The following is a 17,420-nucleotide window of genomic DNA, read 5'->3' as shown; positions in this document are numbered from 1 at the left end:
AATATATAAAGAAAGTTTGAGTAATAATAAGGAAAATGGAGTTAATAAGAGATAGATACGGAATAAAATCAAAATTGTTTGATTATTGCAATTGAATATGGCGTGCAAAAATATTATCATAAAATTAATGAAGGTCAAAGAAAGACAAAGTCAATAGAGGTGAGGTAATGGCAAGACTATCAGATGTAATTGAAGAATTTATTAAAGAGCTTTTAGAACAAAGTGGCACTAGTGAACTTGAAATAGGAAGAAACGACTTAGCAAATCAATTTAAATGCGCTCCATCTCAAATAAGTTATGTTTTAACTACTAGATTTTCAACAGAAAGTGGATATTACATAGAAAGTAGAAGAGGTGGAGGCGGATGTATCAAAATTAAAAAAATTGTGCATGAAAATAATGGTGCCATAAGGAAGTTACTTGAAGATAAGATAGGAAATAGTATTACTTATGATAGTGCCTATAATATAATTAATGTACTCCTAGAAAGAAAAATTGTAACTTATAGGGAAGCTAATATTATGAGAGCTGCTATCAATGATAGAAATTTAATGGTGCCATCAGATCAAAGAAATGGTATTAGAGCACAAATATTAAAAGGAATGATTGGAATCATATTGTTATAATCTTAGATTGATGTGGTAAAAATTAAAAAAGGATTAACGTATATTTAATTTTAGCATTAATTCATAAATAATAGCTAATATTGTATATAGTTTTATGTAAATAAAAGGGGTGAGTTTATGATTTGTGAAGTTTGTAAACAAAATGAAGCTACAATTCACGTAACTAAAGTAGTCAATGGGGTAAAAAAAGAAGCAAATTTATGTCATAATTGCGCTAGCAAAAGTAAAGAATTTAATTTAGTTCCTGATATGGATATTATAGCTCCATTTTCTTTTCAAAGTATTTTAGGTGGATTAATGGATTATGTAAATAAGGCTCCTCAGACTAATAAGAGTATTGAATTAAGATGTAAAAACTGCAATCTATCATATAGAGAGTTTAAAGAAAATGGATTACTTGGATGTAGTGAATGTTATGAAAGTTTTAAACCTGCTATCTTGTCTGTTATAAAAGGAGTTCAGGGAAATGTAGAACATGTAGGTAAGGTTCCTAGCAAAAGCGGAAAAGATCTAATCCATAAGAAAAAGTTATTGAAGCTAAAAGAAGAATTACAGAAGGCCATAACTTTAGAAGAATATGAAAAGGCAGCAGAACTAAGAGATCAGATTAGAGAAATAGAAAAGGATATAAAATAGGCTGGGGGTGTAGAAATGAAAAATTGGTTAGAGGCCCAAACTAGCAATGACGATATAGTTTTAAGCAGTAGAATAAGATTGGCAAGAAATATAAAAAATACTCCTTTCCCAAATAAGTTAAACGAATATGATGGAAGAGATGTAGTAAACAAAATTGAAGAGGCAATATATTCATCTCCTTATACTGAAGAAAAGTTTAAAACAATTTATTTATGGCAAAATGATGATACTGCCAATTATTCTTATTTAGAAAGACATTTGATTAGCAATAAACTTATAAGTAATAAAAATCAATCGGCTTTTATATTAGACCAAGATGAGATAGGTAGTATTATGATAAATGAAGAAGATCATTTAAGATTGCAAAGCATAACTGGAGGACTTAATTTAAAGGAAGCTCTTGAATATATAAATAAATTAGATGATTTATTAGAGGAAAAGCTAGAATATGCTTTTGATGAAAAGTTAGGATATTTAACTGCTTGTCCAACAAATATAGGTACGGGACTTAGAGCCTCTGCCATGGTGCATCTCCCTGCACTTACTATAAATAAAGAAATAGTAGGACTTCTAAATGCTCTAACGCAGGTTGGAATGACTATAAGGGGATTGTATGGAGAAGGTTCTCAAGCTGAAGGCAACTTATACCAGATTTCTAATCAAATTACATTAGGACTTACTGAAGAAGAAATTTTGAGCAATTTAACTGGAGTTATAAATCAAATTATAAGTAGAGAAAATTTAGCTAGAGAGAGAATGTTAAGCAAAAATAAATATGAAATAGAAGATAAGATATATAGATCGATAGGTATATTAAAATCTGCAGTTGTTTTAGAAACTAGAGAAGCTTTAAATTTACTTTCAAATGTAAGATTAGGAGTTGAATTGGGAATAATTAAAGATGTTGATAAAAACTCATTGAATAAACTTCTTATAGATATTCAACCTGCAACTCTTCAAAAATTATTAGAAAGTAAGTTTTTAGATAGAGAAATAGACATAAATAGGGCAAACTTAGTTAAAGAAAGATTAAAAAATGTACAACTATAAGTTAAGGAGGTGTATTGCCTATGATGTTTGGCAGATTTACTGAAAGAGCACAAAAAGTTTTATTTTATGCTCAACAAGAAGCTCAAGAGTTCCAGCATGGTTATGTAGGAACTGAGCATATATTACTTGGAATTTTAAAGGAAAATGATGGACCATCTAAGAAGTTACTTAACGAAATGAATATAACTGAAAAGAATGTAAAGAACTTAGTTGAAGAATATGAGGGAAAAGGAGATTTTGATATTAATAAAAAAGAAATCCCTTTAACACCTAGAACTAAAAGATTGCTTGAACTTAGCTTGTTAGAAGCTAGAAAGTTAAATCACAATTATATAACTCCTGAGCATATACTATTAGCTTTAATAAAAGAATCAGAAGGAGTAGCATTCACTATTCTAAATAATCTAGGGCTAGATTTTGAAAGACTAGAAAAGGAATTATTAAAAGCATTTGATCCAGAGCATGTTCAGGGATCATCAACAACGGGAAAAGCTAAGGCTGGAAATAATACTCCTACACTAGACCAATATGGAAGAGATTTAACCCAAATGGCGGAAGAAGAAAAGCTTGATCCTGTTATAGGTAGAGATAAAGAGACAGAGAGAGTACTTGAAATTCTATGTAGAAGAATAAAAAATAACCCATGTTTAATAGGAGATCCAGGAGTAGGTAAGACCGCAATAGCGGAAGGGTTAGCTCAAAGAATTGCAAGTGGAAATATTCCAGAGATCTTAAGAAATAAAAGAGTAGTAACTTTAGATATTTCTTCATTAGTAGCAGGCTCAAAATATAGAGGAGAATTTGAAGATAGACTTAAGAAGGTTATGGAGGAAATAACCAAAGTAGGCAATGTAATTCTATTTATTGATGAAATTCACACTATAATAGGGGCCGGCGGTGCAGAAGGAGCAATAGATGCATCTAATATATTAAAGCCAGCCCTTGCAAGAGGAGAAATCCAATGTATAGGTGCTACAACAATAGATGAATATAGAAAATATATAGAAAAGGATGCAGCGCTAGAAAGAAGATTCCAACCTGTTAATGTAGGAGAACCAACTAAAGAAGAATCCCTACTAATATTAAAAGGATTAAGAGATAAATATGAAGCTCATCATGGAGTTAAAATTACAGATGAAGCAATAAAAGCAGCAGTTGAATTATCAGATAGATATATTACAGACAGATACCTTCCAGATAAAGCTATAGACTTAATAGATGAAGCTGGAGCTAAGGTAAGAATAAGAAATCTAACAGTTCCAGATGATTTAAAAGGACTAGAAGAAGAACTTGAAAAATCAAAAAAAGAAAAGGAAGATGCAATAAGAGTTCAGGATTTTGAGAAGGCAGCAGCTTTAAGAGATAAGGAAAAAGAGCTAAGAGAAAAGTTAGATAGCTTTAAGAATGATTGGAAGAAGCAAAATCAGGTTTCAACTCAAATTGTTACAGAGGAAGAAATAGCCTCAGTAGTAGCTAAATGGACAAATGTTCCTGTTGAAAAACTTACTCAGACTGAATCTGAAAGACTATTAAAATTGGAAGAAATACTTCATAAAAGAGTTATTGGGCAGGAAGAAGCTATTAAATCAATTTCAAGAGCTGTTAGACGTGCTAGAGTAGGACTTAAAGATCCTAATAGGCCTATTGGTTCATTTATATTTTTAGGACCTACAGGAGTAGGTAAAACAGAGTTATCTAAAGCTCTTGCAGAAGCCATGTTTGGAGATGAAAATAATATAATTAGAATTGATATGTCTGAATATATGGAAAAGCATGCTGTATCAAGGCTTATCGGATCTCCTCCAGGATATGTAGGATATGATGAGGGAGGTCAATTAACTGAAAAAGTAAGAAGACAGCCTTACTCAGTAGTTCTATTTGATGAAATTGAAAAAGCTCATCCGGAAGTATTTAATATTCTTCTTCAAATATTAGAAGATGGTAGACTTACAGATGGAAAGGGTAAAACAGTAAACTTTAAAAATACAATAATAATAATGACATCAAATGTAGGTGCTTCAACAATAAATAGACAAAAGTCTTTAGGGTTCTCAGTTTCAGAGGATGTATCGGAAAGTGAATACGAAAGAATGAAGGAAAATGTAATGGCAGAACTTAAAAATTCTTTTAGGCCTGAGTTTTTAAACAGAATAGATGATATAATCGTATTCCATGCTCTAGAAGAGAAACATTTAAGACATATAGTTAAGTTAATGTTAAAAGAAGTAGGTTACAGATTAAGTAAACAGGAAATAAATATTGAATTTGATGAAGAATCAGAAAAAATGTTAGCAAAAGAAGGATTTGATCTTACTTATGGAGCAAGACCTTTAAGACGTGCTATAACAAAAACTGTAGAAGATAAATTATCAGAGGAGATTTTAAAAGGAAGTATAAAAAGAGGAGACAATGTTCTTGCTTCAGTAGAAGATAACAAGTTAGTATTTAAAAAATTAAGTTAGTTATGATATAGGAACCGGCAGAATCAGGATAGCACTGACTGCCGGTTTCAAAATTATATTTAGATATTTTTAAATATAAGTACGCGATTATACATGAGGTAGTATTTGTACTAATATAAATTTAATAAAAAATTTTGTATTTCATTACAATTTTGTATTAAAGTATTGTATAATATTAATTTGGACAAATAAATAGGAGTGATATAATTATGGCTAAGAATAGGAATGTGTTCATATGCCAAGAATGTGCATACGAGGCTCCTAAGTGGTTTGGAAAATGCCCGGGATGTGGTTCATGGAATACCATGGTGGAAGAGAAAAAAGAATCGCAGATTATAAGCAGAAGTACTGGAATAAGTAGTAATAACAAACCAGAAAGTATATTGGATATAAAATCAGGAGAATTTGAGAGGTACGATACTGGAATAAATGAATTAAATAGAGTATTAGGGGGAGGAATGGTAAAAGGATCCCTAACACTAATATCTGGAGAACCTGGTATAGGAAAATCTACTCTATTATTACAAACTGCTAATAATATTGCTCAAAAATCAGGAAAGGTACTGTATGTATCAGGAGAAGAATCAGGTGAGCAAATAAAAATAAGAGGAGATAGGATAGGTAATATATCTTCTCAGCTATATATCCTTTCAGAAACTAATTTAGAATTAATAGAACAACATATAGATAGCATGAATCCAGCGTTTATTATTATAGACTCTATACAGACTCTATTTAAGCCTTCTATTACATCCGCACCAGGTAGTGTTTCACAAGTTAGAGAATGTTCAAATGAACTTATGAGAATTGCTAAAACAAAAAATATACCGCTATTTATAGTGGCTCATGTTACTAAGCAAGGAGAATTAGCAGGACCAAGAGTACTAGAACACATGGTGGACACAGTCCTTTCATTTGAAGGTGAAAGAACCCAGGAATTCAGGATATTGAGGACCTTAAAAAATAGATTTGGAACTACTAGTGAAATTGGTGTTTTTGAAATGAGGCAAGAAGGTCTTAAAGAAATATCAAATCCATCCGAAGTATTCTTAGAAGAGACAAATTTTAATAATGAGGGATCAGTAGTAATTGGAATCATGGAAGGAACTCGACCAATCCTAGTTGAAATACAAGCTTTGGTTAGTGAAACTAAAGCAGTTATGCCAAGGAGAACTGCTGTTGGAGTAGATAATTCAAGATTAAACCTAATATTAGCTGTATTAGAAAAAAAGCTTAGAATACCTTTTTATAATTGTGACGTATATGTAAATGTAGTAGGAGGTCTTAATATAGAAGGGACCTTTGGAGACTTAGGGCTTGCATTAGCCTTAATATCTAGTGTTAAAGGTAAAAATTTTAAGTTAAATAAAACTATTGTGTTTGGAGAAGTGGGACTTACAGGAGAAGTTAGACCTATTTCAATGTGTGAGAGATTGGTAAATGAGGGAATAAAAATGGGATTTGAAAACATAGTTATACCAGCGAGAAATAAAGGAAAGATGCAAATTAAAGACGAAAATATTATAGGTGTATCATCTTTAAAGGAAGCGGTAACTAAGGTTTTTTAATATAAAAAATAAAACTTAGAAGAGGAGGTGCAAAATGAGACTTGAAAAAGATAAAAAATTAATGGATATACTAAAAATTATGGCACCAGGAACTCAACTTAGAGAAGGACTTGACAATATTTTAAGAGCAAAAACAGGAGGACTTATAATTCTTGGAGACTCTGAAGAAATTTTAAAACTTGTTGATGGTGGTTTTAAGATTGATTCTGAATATAGCTCCTCATATATATATGAGTTAGCAAAAATGGACGGGGCTATTGTTCTTAGTAATGATTTAAAAAAGATACTTTATGCAAATACTCAACTAATACCAGATGCTTCTATACCTACTTTTGAAACAGGAACAAGGCATAGGACAGCTTATAGGGTTACTAAACAAACAGGATGTATAGTAATTGCTATTTCACAGAGAAGAAATATAATTACTGTCTATAAAAATGACATTAAATATATATTAAAAGATAGTAGTGTAATACTAGCAAGAGCTAACCAAGCACTACAAACCCTTGAAAAATATGTAGTTGTTTTAGATAGAGTAATGGGAAATTTGAATTTGCTTGAGTTTCAAGACTTAGTTACTCTATTTGATGTAATGACTGCAATTCAAAGAACAGAAATGGTTATGAGAATAGTAGATGAAGTTGAGAGACATATAATTGAGCTTGGCAATGAAGGTAGACTTATATCTATGCAATTAAGTGAACTTATAAGAAGTGTTGAGGAAGATGGAATTCTTTTAATTAGAGATTATTGTCAAAACAATATGGAACATAATAAAATATATGAACAAATTCAACATATGTCATCGGATGAAATTATTGATTTAGATACTATATCTAAGGCTTTAGGATATAATGGCGTTCCGCTGGTAGATACGTTAATTTCTCCAAGAGGATATAGGATGCTTAGCAAAATACCTAGAATACCTGTAAATGTAATTGAAAATGTTATAAGCAATTTTAAAGAACTTAAAGGAGTTATGGAAGCTTCATATGAAGAATTAGATAATGTTGAGGGTATAGGAGAAGCTAGAGCTAAAGCTATAAAAAATGGATTGCGAAGACTTAGAGAACAATTCATGATAGATAAACAATTATAGCACAAAATAAGATGATCCTTATTTTGTGCTGTAGAATTATCTAAAAGTATATTTTCCCAAAGTGTTAATTTTATCATATTCTTTTAACAGAATATCATAAAGATTTAAGTCTAATAAATTACATAGTGATGTTAAATAAAATAAGTTATTTCCAATTTCTCTTTCTAGAACGTCTCTGCAATTACCACATATATGTCCTTCAAGATGTGTGTTCAAATGCTTTCTCAAGCTATCAATATCTATGTTATCATCTTTTGATAATGTTTGCTTTGTTGCTTCAATTTTTATGCAGCCGCAGTTGGTAACTGACTTAGCAATTGCTCTATTTATTCTTCCTTCAGATTCCTGAAGCTTTGTCATTATATCTAGTAAGCTTCTGTGACGAAGAAGACACTCATCTACAGCATTTTGAAAATCATCAAAAATAACGTCCTTCATGGTCTCACTCCTTATAAGTAAATTTAAATAATGGGTATTATAATAATTATAAATATTTTCAGATAATTTTGTCAACAAAGCTAAGTATATTTATCCTATGGCTAGCATTTGTAATATTTCTACCTTTAAAGTGGAAGATAAGGTATAATACGTTCCTAGTGCCATTAGATGATGGCTTTTAGTTTCAGTTAGAGAGAAAACTCTATCTGAAGCCAAGAACAATCTTTATTGGTACATGTTATAAATATATAATAAATCAATATACTTTTTATGAATAGGGGGATTAAAAAGTTAATTATTGGACGAAAATATATATAGATACCTAGGGATAAAGTTAGTGAACAAATTATAAACAATAATGAGCTTAGTTGAAATAGAATATATAATGTTATATATTGTTATTAGCGATATTGCTGGTATTATAAAAAAACTATAATAAAGTAATAAGTTTACCAAGGGGGTGAAATAGTTTGTTTAAAAGAATTTTAAGAGGCCTTTTTACTATAATAGGTTTTATATTAGGATTTATATCAGGAGAATGGTTGTTACAACTAGAGAAGTTGGCATACTTCAATAGTACTACCATTTTGAAAGCTTTATTTTTAATTTTTTCAACTTTCTTTTTTGGACTTATATTATTTTTAGTTTCGCCGATGCTTAGTGCATTAATAACCAAGGTTATGGATTATTTTGAAGATAATATACAGAAGATGCCTACAGTTGAAATATTAATAGGCACTTTTGGAGCTGTAATAGGTCTTTTTATATCAGTGCCATTTGTAAGTCTGTTTAATGATATACTTATAGGAAAAATTGTAGGAGTAGTTGTTGTTTTAGTAGTAACTGCATTAGGTGCTGACATAGCTGTAAAGAAAAAAGAGGAAATAATAGGTGCCATATCTAACATAAAAAAAGTTGGGACTTCTAAAGAAAAGAAGGCAAAAGTCCAATGTAAAGGAATCCCTAAAATATTGGATACATCAGTTATAATAGATGGAAGAATTTTAGATATATGCCAAAGTGGGTTTATTGAAGGAACCCTTATAATACCGCACTTTGTTCTAGATGAATTAAGGCATATAGCAGACTCTTCAGATAGTCTAAAAAGGAATAGAGGAAGAAGAGGGTTAGATATATTAAATAGTATTCAAAAGGAGCTAAGTATTGAAGTTACTATAACTGATAAAGACTTTCCAGAAATAGAAGAAGTAGATAGCAAACTTTTAAAATTGGCCCAAGTCTTAAAAGGTAAAGTCATCACCAATGATTATAATTTAAATAAGGTTGCAGGGGTTCAAGGAGTTCCAGTTTTAAATATAAATGAACTGGCAAATTCAATAAAACCCGTAGTCCTTCCGGGAGAAGAGATGACAATACAAATAGTGAAGGATGGCAAAGAGCAGGAGCAAGGTATCGCTTATCTAGATGATGGAACAATGATTGTTGTAGAAGGCGGAAAGAGACACATAGGAGAAATTATGGATGTAATAGTTACATCAGTATTGCAGACTGCTGCGGGTAGAATGATATTTGCTAAGCAAAAAAAATAAAGTTCATCCTAAGAGAAGGTGCTTTAATGGGAAAAAATTGTGCAATTATTGTAGCTGCAGGTAAAGGTACTAGAATGAAGGCTAATATTAATAAGCAGTTTTTAGAGCTGAAAGGGAAGCCTATTCTCTACTATACTTTAAAAGCTTTTGAAAATAATGATCTTATAGATGATATAGTTTTAGTGTTGTCTTCTGAAGAAGTAGATTACTGTAAAGTAAATATAATAGATAAGTATCATATTAAAAAAGTTAATAATATAGTTGAAGGAGGTTCTACAAGACAAGTTTCAGTATTAAGCGGATTATTAGCTGCAAAAGACTGTGATCTAGTTTTAATACACGATGGTGCTAGGCCTTTTATTGATAATAGACTTATTGAAGAAGGACTAATGTATGCTAATTTGTATGGAGCCTGTGCTTGTGGAGTGGAACCTAAAGATACAATAAAAATTAGAGCAATAGACGGATTCTCTGCAGAAACATTAAAGAGAGAGTTTTTATTTTCTGTACAAACTCCACAGTGTTTCAAATATGATTTAATCGTAAAGGCTCATAAAAATGCTGTTAAAGATAAGTTAGAAGCTACAGATGATACTATGGTTGTAGAAAATTACAATAACAGAGTGTACTTATACAGTGGAAACTATAATAATATAAAGATAACTACACCTGAGGACTTAATAATTGCTGAAAAAATCTTAGAAGATCTATAGCTATAGATTTTGCATACATTGTATAAATCTATTTTATATAATGTAAAACAGTAATTATATAATTGTTTGCAAAGGCCAGAAGCCTTATATATAGCACAATATAACTCGCCATAATAATTTTATTAGGGCGAGTTTATTTTTAAACGTATTAGAAAAAAATTAAATTAAAACTATAAAATAGTTTTAATTTGTGTATAATTAAAGTATATTTTAAATATTTGGTTTTGACATGTAATTATCATATTAAGCAATATAACAATAATAATGTTGTATAGGAGAAAATTATATGGAAATAACATTGGAAAGCGTAAAAAAAGCGCAAGAGAATATAAAAGGAGTGGCAAGGAAAACTCCTCTATTTTACTCCAGTACTTTTTCGAATAAAAGTGGATACAATATATACTTTAAGTGTGAGAATAAACAAAAAACTGGGGCTTTCAAGATAAGAGGTGCCTATAATAAGATTGTAAATCTTTCTAAAGAAGAAAGAGAAAAAGGCGTAATTGCATCGTCAGCAGGAAATCATGCTCAAGGGGTTGCTTATGCAGCAGCTGCATTTGGTATAAAATCAACTATAGTAATGCCAACTACTGCGCCACAGGCAAAAGTTCAAGCCACAAAAGGTTATGGAGCTGAAGTGGTCCAATATGGAGAAGTTTATGATGAATGCTATGCAAAAGCTTTAGAAATACAGAAGGAAAGTGGAGCAACCTTTGTACATCCATTTAATGATGAAGATGTTATTGCTGGTCAAGGAACCATAGCCCTAGAAATTTTAGAAGACTTACCGGAAACTAATGTAATATTGGTTCCTATTGGCGGAGGTGGACTTATCTCAGGGATTGCATTAACAGCAAAGACACTAAAACCTGATATAAAGATCATAGGAGTTCAGGCTGAAAAAATAGCTTCAACCAGGGCATCTTTAGAAAAAGGGAAATTGGTAACATTAAATGGGATAAAGTCTTTAGCTGATGGAATATCAGTTAAAACACCAGGAGATATTACCTTTGAATATATGAAAAAATATGTAGATGAAGTTGTCACTGTCAGTGAAGACGAGATAGCTTATGCTGTATTTTCACTTATAGAAACAAGTAAACTTATATCAGAAGGGGCAGGTGCAGTAGCTCTTGCTGCTATATTAAGTGATAAAATTAATATAAGCAGTAGCAATATAGTAGCATTAATAAGTGGCGGCAATATTGATATTGCCATGATTTCCAAGATAATAGATAGGCAATTAGTACTTTTGAGAAGAAGAATATGTTTCAAAGTTAAGCTTCAAGATAAAGTTGGTCAGTTAGGAAGTCTTATAAATAAAATAGGTGTTATGGGAGCAAATATTGTAAGAGTTAGACAAGAAAGAAATTGGGAAGAAAGTGGATTGGATTTTGCAAATGTAACTTTTGAAATAGAAAGTGAATCAAAAGAACATTCTCTAAAGATAATAAATACACTAAAAAATAGTGGTTATGAAGTTGATATAATTTGTTAGGAGGCAATAGGATGAAGATATTTAACACGATGACAAGACAAAAGGAAGAGTTTATTCCTATCAAATCTGGGGAAGTAAATATGTATGTTTGCGGACCTACAGTTTATAATTACTTTCACATAGGAAATGCGAGGACATTCTTAATATTTGATACAGTTAGAAGATATTTTGAGTATAAAGGATATAAGGTTAATTATATTCAAAATTTTACTGATATTGATGATAAGATGATAAAAAAAGCTAATGAAGAGAGTATAACAGTAAAAGAATTAGGTGACAAATATATAGATGAATATTATAAAGATGCAGACGGACTTAATATAGAAAGGGCAACAGAAAATCCAAGAGCTACAGAGTATATGGATGAAATAATAGAGTTTGTTAAAGACTTAATAGACAAAGGATATGCATATGAAGTTGATGGAGATGTGTATTTTAGCACCAAAAATTTCAAGGAGTATGGAAAACTTTCAGGACAGAATTTAGATGATTTACAAGCAGGAGCTAGGATTTCAGTTGATGAAAGAAAGCAAGACCCTATGGATTTTGCTATATGGAAAAGTGAAAAACCAGGAGAGCCTTCTTGGAATAGTCCATGGGGGAAGGGAAGACCTGGTTGGCATATTGAATGTTCTTGCATGGCTCACAATATTTTAGGAGAAACTATCGATATTCACGCTGGTGGTGCTGATTTAGTATTCCCACATCATGAAAACGAAATAGCCCAAAGTGAAGCTAGAACAGGTAAAGCTTTTGCTAATTACTGGATGCATTCAGCTTATTTAAATATAAATAATAAAAAGATGTCTAAATCTCTAAATAACTTCTTTACAACAAGGGAAATATTACAGAAGTATGATGCTGAAGTAATAAGACTGTTTATGCTTTCTGCACACTATAGGACACCTTTAAACTTTAGTGATGAATTATTAGAAAGTACAAAATCATCTAATGAAAGATTGTATAATGCTATAGGGAATTTAGAGAGACTTTTAGATGAAGTTAAAATTGATAAGCTTACAGAGGAAGAAAAGAGCTATATAGAAAAAATGAATTCCTATAAAGCTAAATACATTGAAAAAATGGATGATGATTTTAATACAGCTGATGCTATAGCCATAATTTTTGATTTAATAAAGGATATAAATACTAATGTTACTGTTGATTCTTCTAAAGAATTAGTTAACTATTCTTTAGGGTTAATAAGAGAACTAGGCAAGCCATTAGGAATACTTCAAAAGTCTACAATATGTAATTTAGATGATGAAATAGAAGCCCTAGTTGAACAAAGGCAGCAAGCAAGAAGAGATAAAAATTGGGCTTTATCAGATAAAATAAGAGATGACTTAAAGGAAATGGGTATAGTGCTTGAAGATACTCCACAAGGAGTTAGATGGAAAAGGGTTTAGTAAAAAATAAAAGAAACAATGGATTTATCCATTGTTTCTTCTATTTTTTATTTTTAAACGTTTTCATAATTGGGCTTACAAAATATGCGATATTTGTTGATAGGTGACATAATTTGGATTATAATATTAGATGGCTTAGGTAAAAAGTGTTTTATAAAACATTATTATTTAAATAGGATATGTATTTACATACATTGAATATAAATAATGCTATAGGCAATGTATCTAAAGAAACAGAAAAAGTTATAGTTACAACTGGTGAAGTTAATGATGAATTGAATAGGCAAATAGATATTGTTAATACATCTATAGAATCTTTTAAAGAAATAATACTTGCAATAAATAAAATTATTCCTAAAATAGAAAGAGTAAATAAATCTACTGAATTAATTTCGGATAAAAAAGATAGTATTTTAGAAAAAGTAGAAGAAGCCTCTTCCATAGCATAAGAGATATCTGCGTCTTCGGAAGAAATAGCTTCTTCGGCAGAAGAGACAAATGCATCCACTCAAGAAGTAGCTTCAACAGCAGAGACATTGAATAGTATGGCTAAGCAAATGATGGATGATTTAAATGCATTTAAATTAGAATAATATATAATAGAGTGTAGCCTGTGCTTTATTGGTATGGTGCTACACTTTTAAATTTATATAAATTATAGTATTATAAATTTAATGACCTAAAAGTTTATAAAAGGAGACAAATTTTAATGGAATTTGATATATTAAAAAATAAATGTTCCATAAGTGATGCAAAGCAACTAAGTCCTTTAGTGCTGGCTTTTGTTGGAGATGCTATATATGAGCTTTTTATAAGAACTTACCTAGTAACTAGCAACAAAGAACTTTCGCCTCACAAACTGCATATTAAAGCTATATCATTTGTAAAGGCTCATTCTCAAAGTGAACTTATAAAAAAGATTGAGAATGTATTGACTGAAGAAGAGTATAGTGTATTTAAAAGGGGAAGAAATGCTAAATCTGGTTCTGTTCCTAAAAATGCTGATGTACAGGAATATAGAATGGCAACTGGATTTGAAGCTTTAGTGGGTTTTTTATATATAACTGAGCAAGTAAGTAGGCTTAATGAAATACTTAATATGGTAATAGAATTAAATGATTAATTAAAAGGGGATAATAAAATGGCTATAAAAGTTAGATTAATAGAATATACTCCAAATCCAGATAAAGTAATTGCTTCTGCGGCAAAGCTGTGCTACAGTGCTGTAGGAGTAGATGAAATATTAGATGGCTTAAATGAAGTAAACACAGAAAAATTTTTAAATAGACTAATGTCCTATGGACATATGTCGCCTATTGAACATGTATCATTTACTTTTGCGGTGGAAGGAGTTTCTAGAACTTTGACTCATCAATTAGTAAGACATAGGATAGCATCATATTCTCAGCAAAGCCAAAGATATGTAAAGTTAGATCAATTTGAATACATAATTCCTCCAGAAATTGAGGAAGATGATATTGCAAGAAAAATATTTATTAAATCTATGGAAGAATGCCAAAAGAATTATGATGATATTACGAAAATACTAAAGAAAAAGTATATAGAACAAGGCATGAAAGAATTAAATGCTGAAAAGAAAGCTATAGAAGATGCTAGATATGTTTTCCCAAATGCATGTGAAACAAAAATAATGGTAACAATGAATGCAAGAAGCTTAATGAACTTTTTTGCACATAGGTGCTGTAATAGGGCACAATGGGAAATACATAATTTAGCTGATGAAATGCTAAGACAAGTGAAAAAAGTTGCTCCAATTTTATTTAAAAATGCAGGCCCAAATTGTAATGTTGGTGCATGTCCTGAAGGTTCTATGACTTGCGGAAAAATTAAAGAAGTAAGAGAAAAATACTCAAATATATAAACTTAATAAGTGTACATTCATTTTATCTGATTACTAGTGCTTCTTATACTTTATTTATGAAATGATAAGATTTTGTAGTAAGCTGGATAGAAATATTTTATAGATGATTTTAAAATAAATTTAAAATGAAAGAGGTATCTAGAATGAAGGATTTTAAGAAAAATGATTTTCAAAGGCAGAATTTTAAAAATAAAAAAGAATTCACAAAAAGAGATTTTAATGAAGAAAATTATGAGGTTAGAGAAGATTTAATAGAGGGAAGAAATGCAGTAATAGAAGCTTTGAAAAGTGACAGGACTATAGAGAATATATTATTAGCAAAAGGAGACACTACTGGTTCTATAAGTAAGATTTTAGCTATAGCAAAAGAAAAAGGAATAGTAGTGAAAGAAGTTGATAGAAAAAAATTAGATTCAATGTCTTCAACGGGCTCACATCAAGGAGTAATGGCAATTGTAACTCCTTATAAGTACTTTGAAGTTGAAGAGATATTAGAATATGCAAATGAAAAAGAAGAAAAACCTTTTATTGTAATATTAGATGAAATTGAAGACCCACATAATTTAGGGGCTATAATAAGAACTGCTGAAATTTGCGGAGTTCACGGAATTATAATTTCTAAAAGAAGAAACGTAGGTATTACTCCTACTGTATACAAAACTTCAGCAGGTGCTATAGAATATATGAGAATAGCAAAAGTATCTAATATAAATTCAGTTATAGATGAGTTAAAAGAAAAAGGAATATGGGTGTATGGGGCAGATATGGATGGCGAAAGCTATTGCTTTCAAGCAAATTTATCAGGAGCAGTGGCTTTAGTAATAGGAAGCGAAGGAAAAGGAATTTCAAAATTAACTAAAGAAAAGTGTGATGCACTGGTAAAAATACCTATGGTAGGGAGTATAACATCTTTAAATGCATCTGTAGCAGCCGGCATAATGATGTATGAGGTACTAAAACAAAAGATGGAATAAGTTTAATCGTGAGAACTGTATTTGTAGATGGATATAATGTAATAAATAGCTGGCCGGAGCTAAATAAAATCAAGGACTATAGTTTCGAAGCAGCTCGAACAAAACTTGTCGAAGCTATGCAGAACTATTCAGCATATAATGGATATAAAATTTTTATAGTTTTTGATGCACATATGGTTAAAGGAAGTATAGAAAAAAGAGAAAAAGTCAACAATGTTATAGTAGTTTTTACAAAAGAAGGAGAAACAGCTGATAGTTTTATAGAAAAGTATGTAAATTCAATAGGGAGAAAGTCAGAAGTTTGTGTTGTAACATCTGACTCCCTAGAACAACAAGTGGCATTCCAAAGAGGAGCTATTAGAATGTCGTCCCTAGAGTTTTATAATGAAGTTAAGGTAACAAATGAAAAAATAAGAATAAATACAAAAAAAAGTACTACTGCAGATAGAGTGTTGGTAGAAGATAGAATCGATAAGGATATACTAGAAAAACTTGAAAAAATTAGAAGAAGTCGTTGAAATTCCTTGACTATAAATTTCCTATTAATGTATAATCAAATATGTGATATAATCTAATCTTGGGTTATGTATATGTGGAGGGGATATTTTGATAAATAAGATAGGCTGTGGCGAAGAAAACGCAGAAAACGAAGAGAGACTTGATGAAGAAATAGCCTTAGAGGCTAAATTAGGCGATGTACAAGCTCAAGAATACTTAATAAATAAATATAAAAACTTTGTAAAAGCCAAAGCAAAATCTTATTTTTTAATAGGAGCTGACAAGGAAGATATTTATCAGGAAGGTATGATAGGGCTTTACAAAGCCATTAGAGATTTTAGACCTGACAAATTATCATCTTTTAAAGCTTTTGCAGAGCTATGCGTTACGAGACAAATTATAACAGCAATAAAGACTGCTACAAGACAAAAGCATATACCTCTAAATACATATGTATCTCTTAATAAACCAGTGTATGATGAAGAATCGGATAGGACTTTACTTGATATACTATCTACAGTTAAGGTATCAGATCCTGAAGAATTGGTAATAAGCAGAGAAGAGGTTAGTAAGATAGAAGATGAAATAGAGGGAGCCTTATCAGAGTTAGAGCTAGAAGTTTTAAATTCTTATCTTCAGGGGAAATCTTATCAAGAAATAGCTTGTGATTTAGATAGACATTCGAAATCTATCGATAATGCTCTTCAAAGAGTGAAAAGAAAGCTTGAAAAATGCCTAAACAAAAAGATGAAAAGCTGTTGACAAAAAAAAACGAAAATAGTAAAATAAATAATTGGTGTAGGGACTTTTAGAAGAATAAGATAGATTTGCTTTAAAAGATAGTGCTTATCTATATTAGGGCTAAGGGTTATAGATATATTGACACAAATATGAGATGCCCATGTAGCTCAGCAGGTAGAGCGTCACCTTGGTAAGGTGGAGGTCGTCGGTTCAAGCCCGGTCGTGGGCTCCATGAATTTAAAATAACTAACAACACACCAGGACAAGTTTACGAAA

17 protein-coding genes and 1 tRNA gene are annotated in these 17,420 nt (G+C 30.7%); 17 read left to right on the top strand and 1 reads right to left on the bottom strand.

Going from position 1 to position 17,420, the window contains the following annotated elements; translation table 11 throughout:
* Nucleotides 1–167: 167 nt before the first annotated feature.
* The 6 genes from ACWW38_RS08190 (at nucleotide 168) to disA (ending at nucleotide 7,441) form a co-directional block, all read left to right on the top strand.
* Nucleotides 168–626 carry a CtsR family transcriptional regulator gene (locus tag ACWW38_RS08190; protein WP_456260293.1) on the top strand — a complete coding sequence of 153 codons (459 nt, stop codon included), beginning with the start codon at nucleotides 168–170 and terminating at the stop codon, nucleotides 624–626.
* A 117-nt stretch (nucleotides 627–743) separates the two neighbouring features.
* Nucleotides 744–1,262 (top strand): UvrB/UvrC motif-containing protein, encoded by a 519-nt coding sequence (locus ACWW38_RS08185; protein ID WP_456260292.1) that lies wholly within the window; start codon nucleotides 744–746, stop codon nucleotides 1,260–1,262.
* 15 nt (nucleotides 1,263–1,277) lie between these two features.
* Nucleotides 1,278–2,312 carry a protein arginine kinase gene (locus ACWW38_RS08180; RefSeq protein WP_456260291.1) on the top strand — a complete coding sequence of 345 codons (1,035 nt, stop codon included), beginning with the start codon at nucleotides 1,278–1,280 and terminating at the stop codon, nucleotides 2,310–2,312.
* Between the two features lie 20 nt (nucleotides 2,313–2,332).
* Nucleotides 2,333–4,774 (top strand): ATP-dependent Clp protease ATP-binding subunit, encoded by a 2,442-nt coding sequence (locus ACWW38_RS08175; RefSeq protein ID WP_456260290.1) that lies wholly within the window; start codon nucleotides 2,333–2,335, stop codon nucleotides 4,772–4,774.
* A gap of 209 nt (nucleotides 4,775–4,983) precedes the next feature.
* Entirely contained in the window at nucleotides 4,984–6,342 is a 1,359-nt protein-coding gene (gene radA / locus ACWW38_RS08170) for a DNA repair protein RadA (RefSeq protein WP_456260289.1), read from the top strand.
* 34 nt (nucleotides 6,343–6,376) lie between these two features.
* Entirely contained in the window at nucleotides 6,377–7,441 is a 1,065-nt protein-coding gene (disA, locus tag ACWW38_RS08165; protein WP_456260288.1) for a DNA integrity scanning diadenylate cyclase DisA, read from the top strand.
* Between the two features lie 36 nt (nucleotides 7,442–7,477).
* Here the strand turns inward: disA and ACWW38_RS08160 are convergent, their stop codons facing one another.
* A complete protein-coding gene (locus tag ACWW38_RS08160) occupies nucleotides 7,478–7,879 on the bottom strand; it encodes a DUF1573 domain-containing protein (RefSeq protein WP_456260287.1) in 402 nt (133 codons plus the stop codon).
* A gap of 470 nt (nucleotides 7,880–8,349) precedes the next feature.
* Between ACWW38_RS08160 and ACWW38_RS08155 the strand changes: the two genes are divergently transcribed.
* The 11 genes from ACWW38_RS08155 (at nucleotide 8,350) to ACWW38_RS08105 (ending at nucleotide 17,376) form a co-directional block, all read left to right on the top strand.
* Nucleotides 8,350–9,429, top strand: coding sequence for a PIN domain-containing protein (locus tag ACWW38_RS08155; RefSeq protein WP_456260286.1), 1,080 nt, complete (start codon nucleotides 8,350–8,352; stop codon nucleotides 9,427–9,429).
* Between the two features lie 26 nt (nucleotides 9,430–9,455).
* Nucleotides 9,456–10,142 carry a 2-C-methyl-D-erythritol 4-phosphate cytidylyltransferase gene (gene ispD, locus ACWW38_RS08150; protein ID WP_456260285.1) on the top strand — a complete coding sequence of 229 codons (687 nt, stop codon included), beginning with the start codon at nucleotides 9,456–9,458 and terminating at the stop codon, nucleotides 10,140–10,142.
* Nucleotides 10,143–10,428: 286 nt separating this feature from the next.
* Entirely contained in the window at nucleotides 10,429–11,640 is a 1,212-nt protein-coding gene (gene ilvA, locus ACWW38_RS08145; RefSeq protein ID WP_456260284.1) for a threonine ammonia-lyase, read from the top strand.
* 11 nt (nucleotides 11,641–11,651) lie between these two features.
* A complete protein-coding gene (gene cysS, locus ACWW38_RS08140; protein WP_456260283.1) occupies nucleotides 11,652–13,049 on the top strand; it encodes a cysteine--tRNA ligase in 1,398 nt (465 codons plus the stop codon).
* Between the two features lie 194 nt (nucleotides 13,050–13,243).
* A complete protein-coding gene (locus ACWW38_RS08135) occupies nucleotides 13,244–13,498 on the top strand; it encodes a hypothetical protein (RefSeq protein ID WP_456260282.1) in 255 nt (84 codons plus the stop codon).
* A 260-nt stretch (nucleotides 13,499–13,758) separates the two neighbouring features.
* Nucleotides 13,759–14,172, top strand: coding sequence for a Mini-ribonuclease 3 (locus ACWW38_RS08130; protein ID WP_456260281.1), 414 nt, complete (start codon nucleotides 13,759–13,761; stop codon nucleotides 14,170–14,172).
* A gap of 18 nt (nucleotides 14,173–14,190) precedes the next feature.
* Complete coding sequence (thyX, locus tag ACWW38_RS08125; protein ID WP_456260280.1) at nucleotides 14,191–14,931, top strand: FAD-dependent thymidylate synthase; 741 nt, start codon at nucleotides 14,191–14,193, stop codon at nucleotides 14,929–14,931.
* Nucleotides 14,932–15,074: 143 nt separating this feature from the next.
* On the top strand, nucleotides 15,075–15,905 hold the full coding sequence (gene rlmB, locus ACWW38_RS08120) for a 23S rRNA (guanosine(2251)-2'-O)-methyltransferase RlmB (RefSeq protein WP_456260279.1): 831 nt from the start codon (nucleotides 15,075–15,077) through the stop codon (nucleotides 15,903–15,905).
* A gap of 8 nt (nucleotides 15,906–15,913) precedes the next feature.
* Nucleotides 15,914–16,423, top strand: coding sequence for an NYN domain-containing protein (locus ACWW38_RS08115; RefSeq protein WP_456260278.1), 510 nt, complete (start codon nucleotides 15,914–15,916; stop codon nucleotides 16,421–16,423).
* A gap of 91 nt (nucleotides 16,424–16,514) precedes the next feature.
* Nucleotides 16,515–17,165 carry an RNA polymerase sporulation sigma factor SigH gene (gene sigH / locus ACWW38_RS08110; RefSeq protein WP_456260438.1) on the top strand — a complete coding sequence of 217 codons (651 nt, stop codon included), beginning with the start codon at nucleotides 16,515–16,517 and terminating at the stop codon, nucleotides 17,163–17,165.
* Nucleotides 17,166–17,300: 135 nt separating this feature from the next.
* Nucleotides 17,301–17,376: transfer RNA gene (locus ACWW38_RS08105), tRNA-Thr, on the top strand.
* The last annotated feature ends 44 nt before the right edge of the window (nucleotides 17,377–17,420 follow it).

The sequence above is a fragment of the Clostridium sp. JNZ J1-5 genome (genome assembly GCF_053901425.1).
This window is presented reverse-complemented; position numbering and strand designations above follow the sequence as displayed.

Bases quoted from the DNA above. Each gene is read 5' to 3' on its own strand.
- ACWW38_RS08190 (WP_456260293.1), top strand. From the start codon at position 168: ATGGCAAGACTATCAGATGTAATTGAAGAATTTATTAAAGAGCTTTTA.
- ACWW38_RS08185 (WP_456260292.1), top strand. From the start codon at position 744: ATGATTTGTGAAGTTTGTAAACAAAATGAAGCTACAATTCACGTAACT.
- ACWW38_RS08180 (WP_456260291.1), top strand. From the start codon at position 1,278: ATGAAAAATTGGTTAGAGGCCCAAACTAGCAATGACGATATAGTTTTA.
- ACWW38_RS08175 (WP_456260290.1), top strand. From the start codon at position 2,333: ATGATGTTTGGCAGATTTACTGAAAGAGCACAAAAAGTTTTATTTTAT.
- radA (WP_456260289.1), top strand. From the start codon at position 4,984: ATGGCTAAGAATAGGAATGTGTTCATATGCCAAGAATGTGCATACGAG.
- disA (WP_456260288.1), top strand. From the start codon at position 6,377: ATGAGACTTGAAAAAGATAAAAAATTAATGGATATACTAAAAATTATG.
- ACWW38_RS08160 (WP_456260287.1), bottom strand. From the start codon at position 7,879: ATGAAGGACGTTATTTTTGATGATTTTCAAAATGCTGTAGATGAGTGT.
- ispD (WP_456260285.1), top strand. From the start codon at position 9,456: ATGGGAAAAAATTGTGCAATTATTGTAGCTGCAGGTAAAGGTACTAGA.
- ilvA (WP_456260284.1), top strand. From the start codon at position 10,429: ATGGAAATAACATTGGAAAGCGTAAAAAAAGCGCAAGAGAATATAAAA.
- cysS (WP_456260283.1), top strand. From the start codon at position 11,652: ATGAAGATATTTAACACGATGACAAGACAAAAGGAAGAGTTTATTCCT.
- ACWW38_RS08130 (WP_456260281.1), top strand. From the start codon at position 13,759: ATGGAATTTGATATATTAAAAAATAAATGTTCCATAAGTGATGCAAAG.
- thyX (WP_456260280.1), top strand. From the start codon at position 14,191: ATGGCTATAAAAGTTAGATTAATAGAATATACTCCAAATCCAGATAAA.
- rlmB (WP_456260279.1), top strand. From the start codon at position 15,075: ATGAAGGATTTTAAGAAAAATGATTTTCAAAGGCAGAATTTTAAAAAT.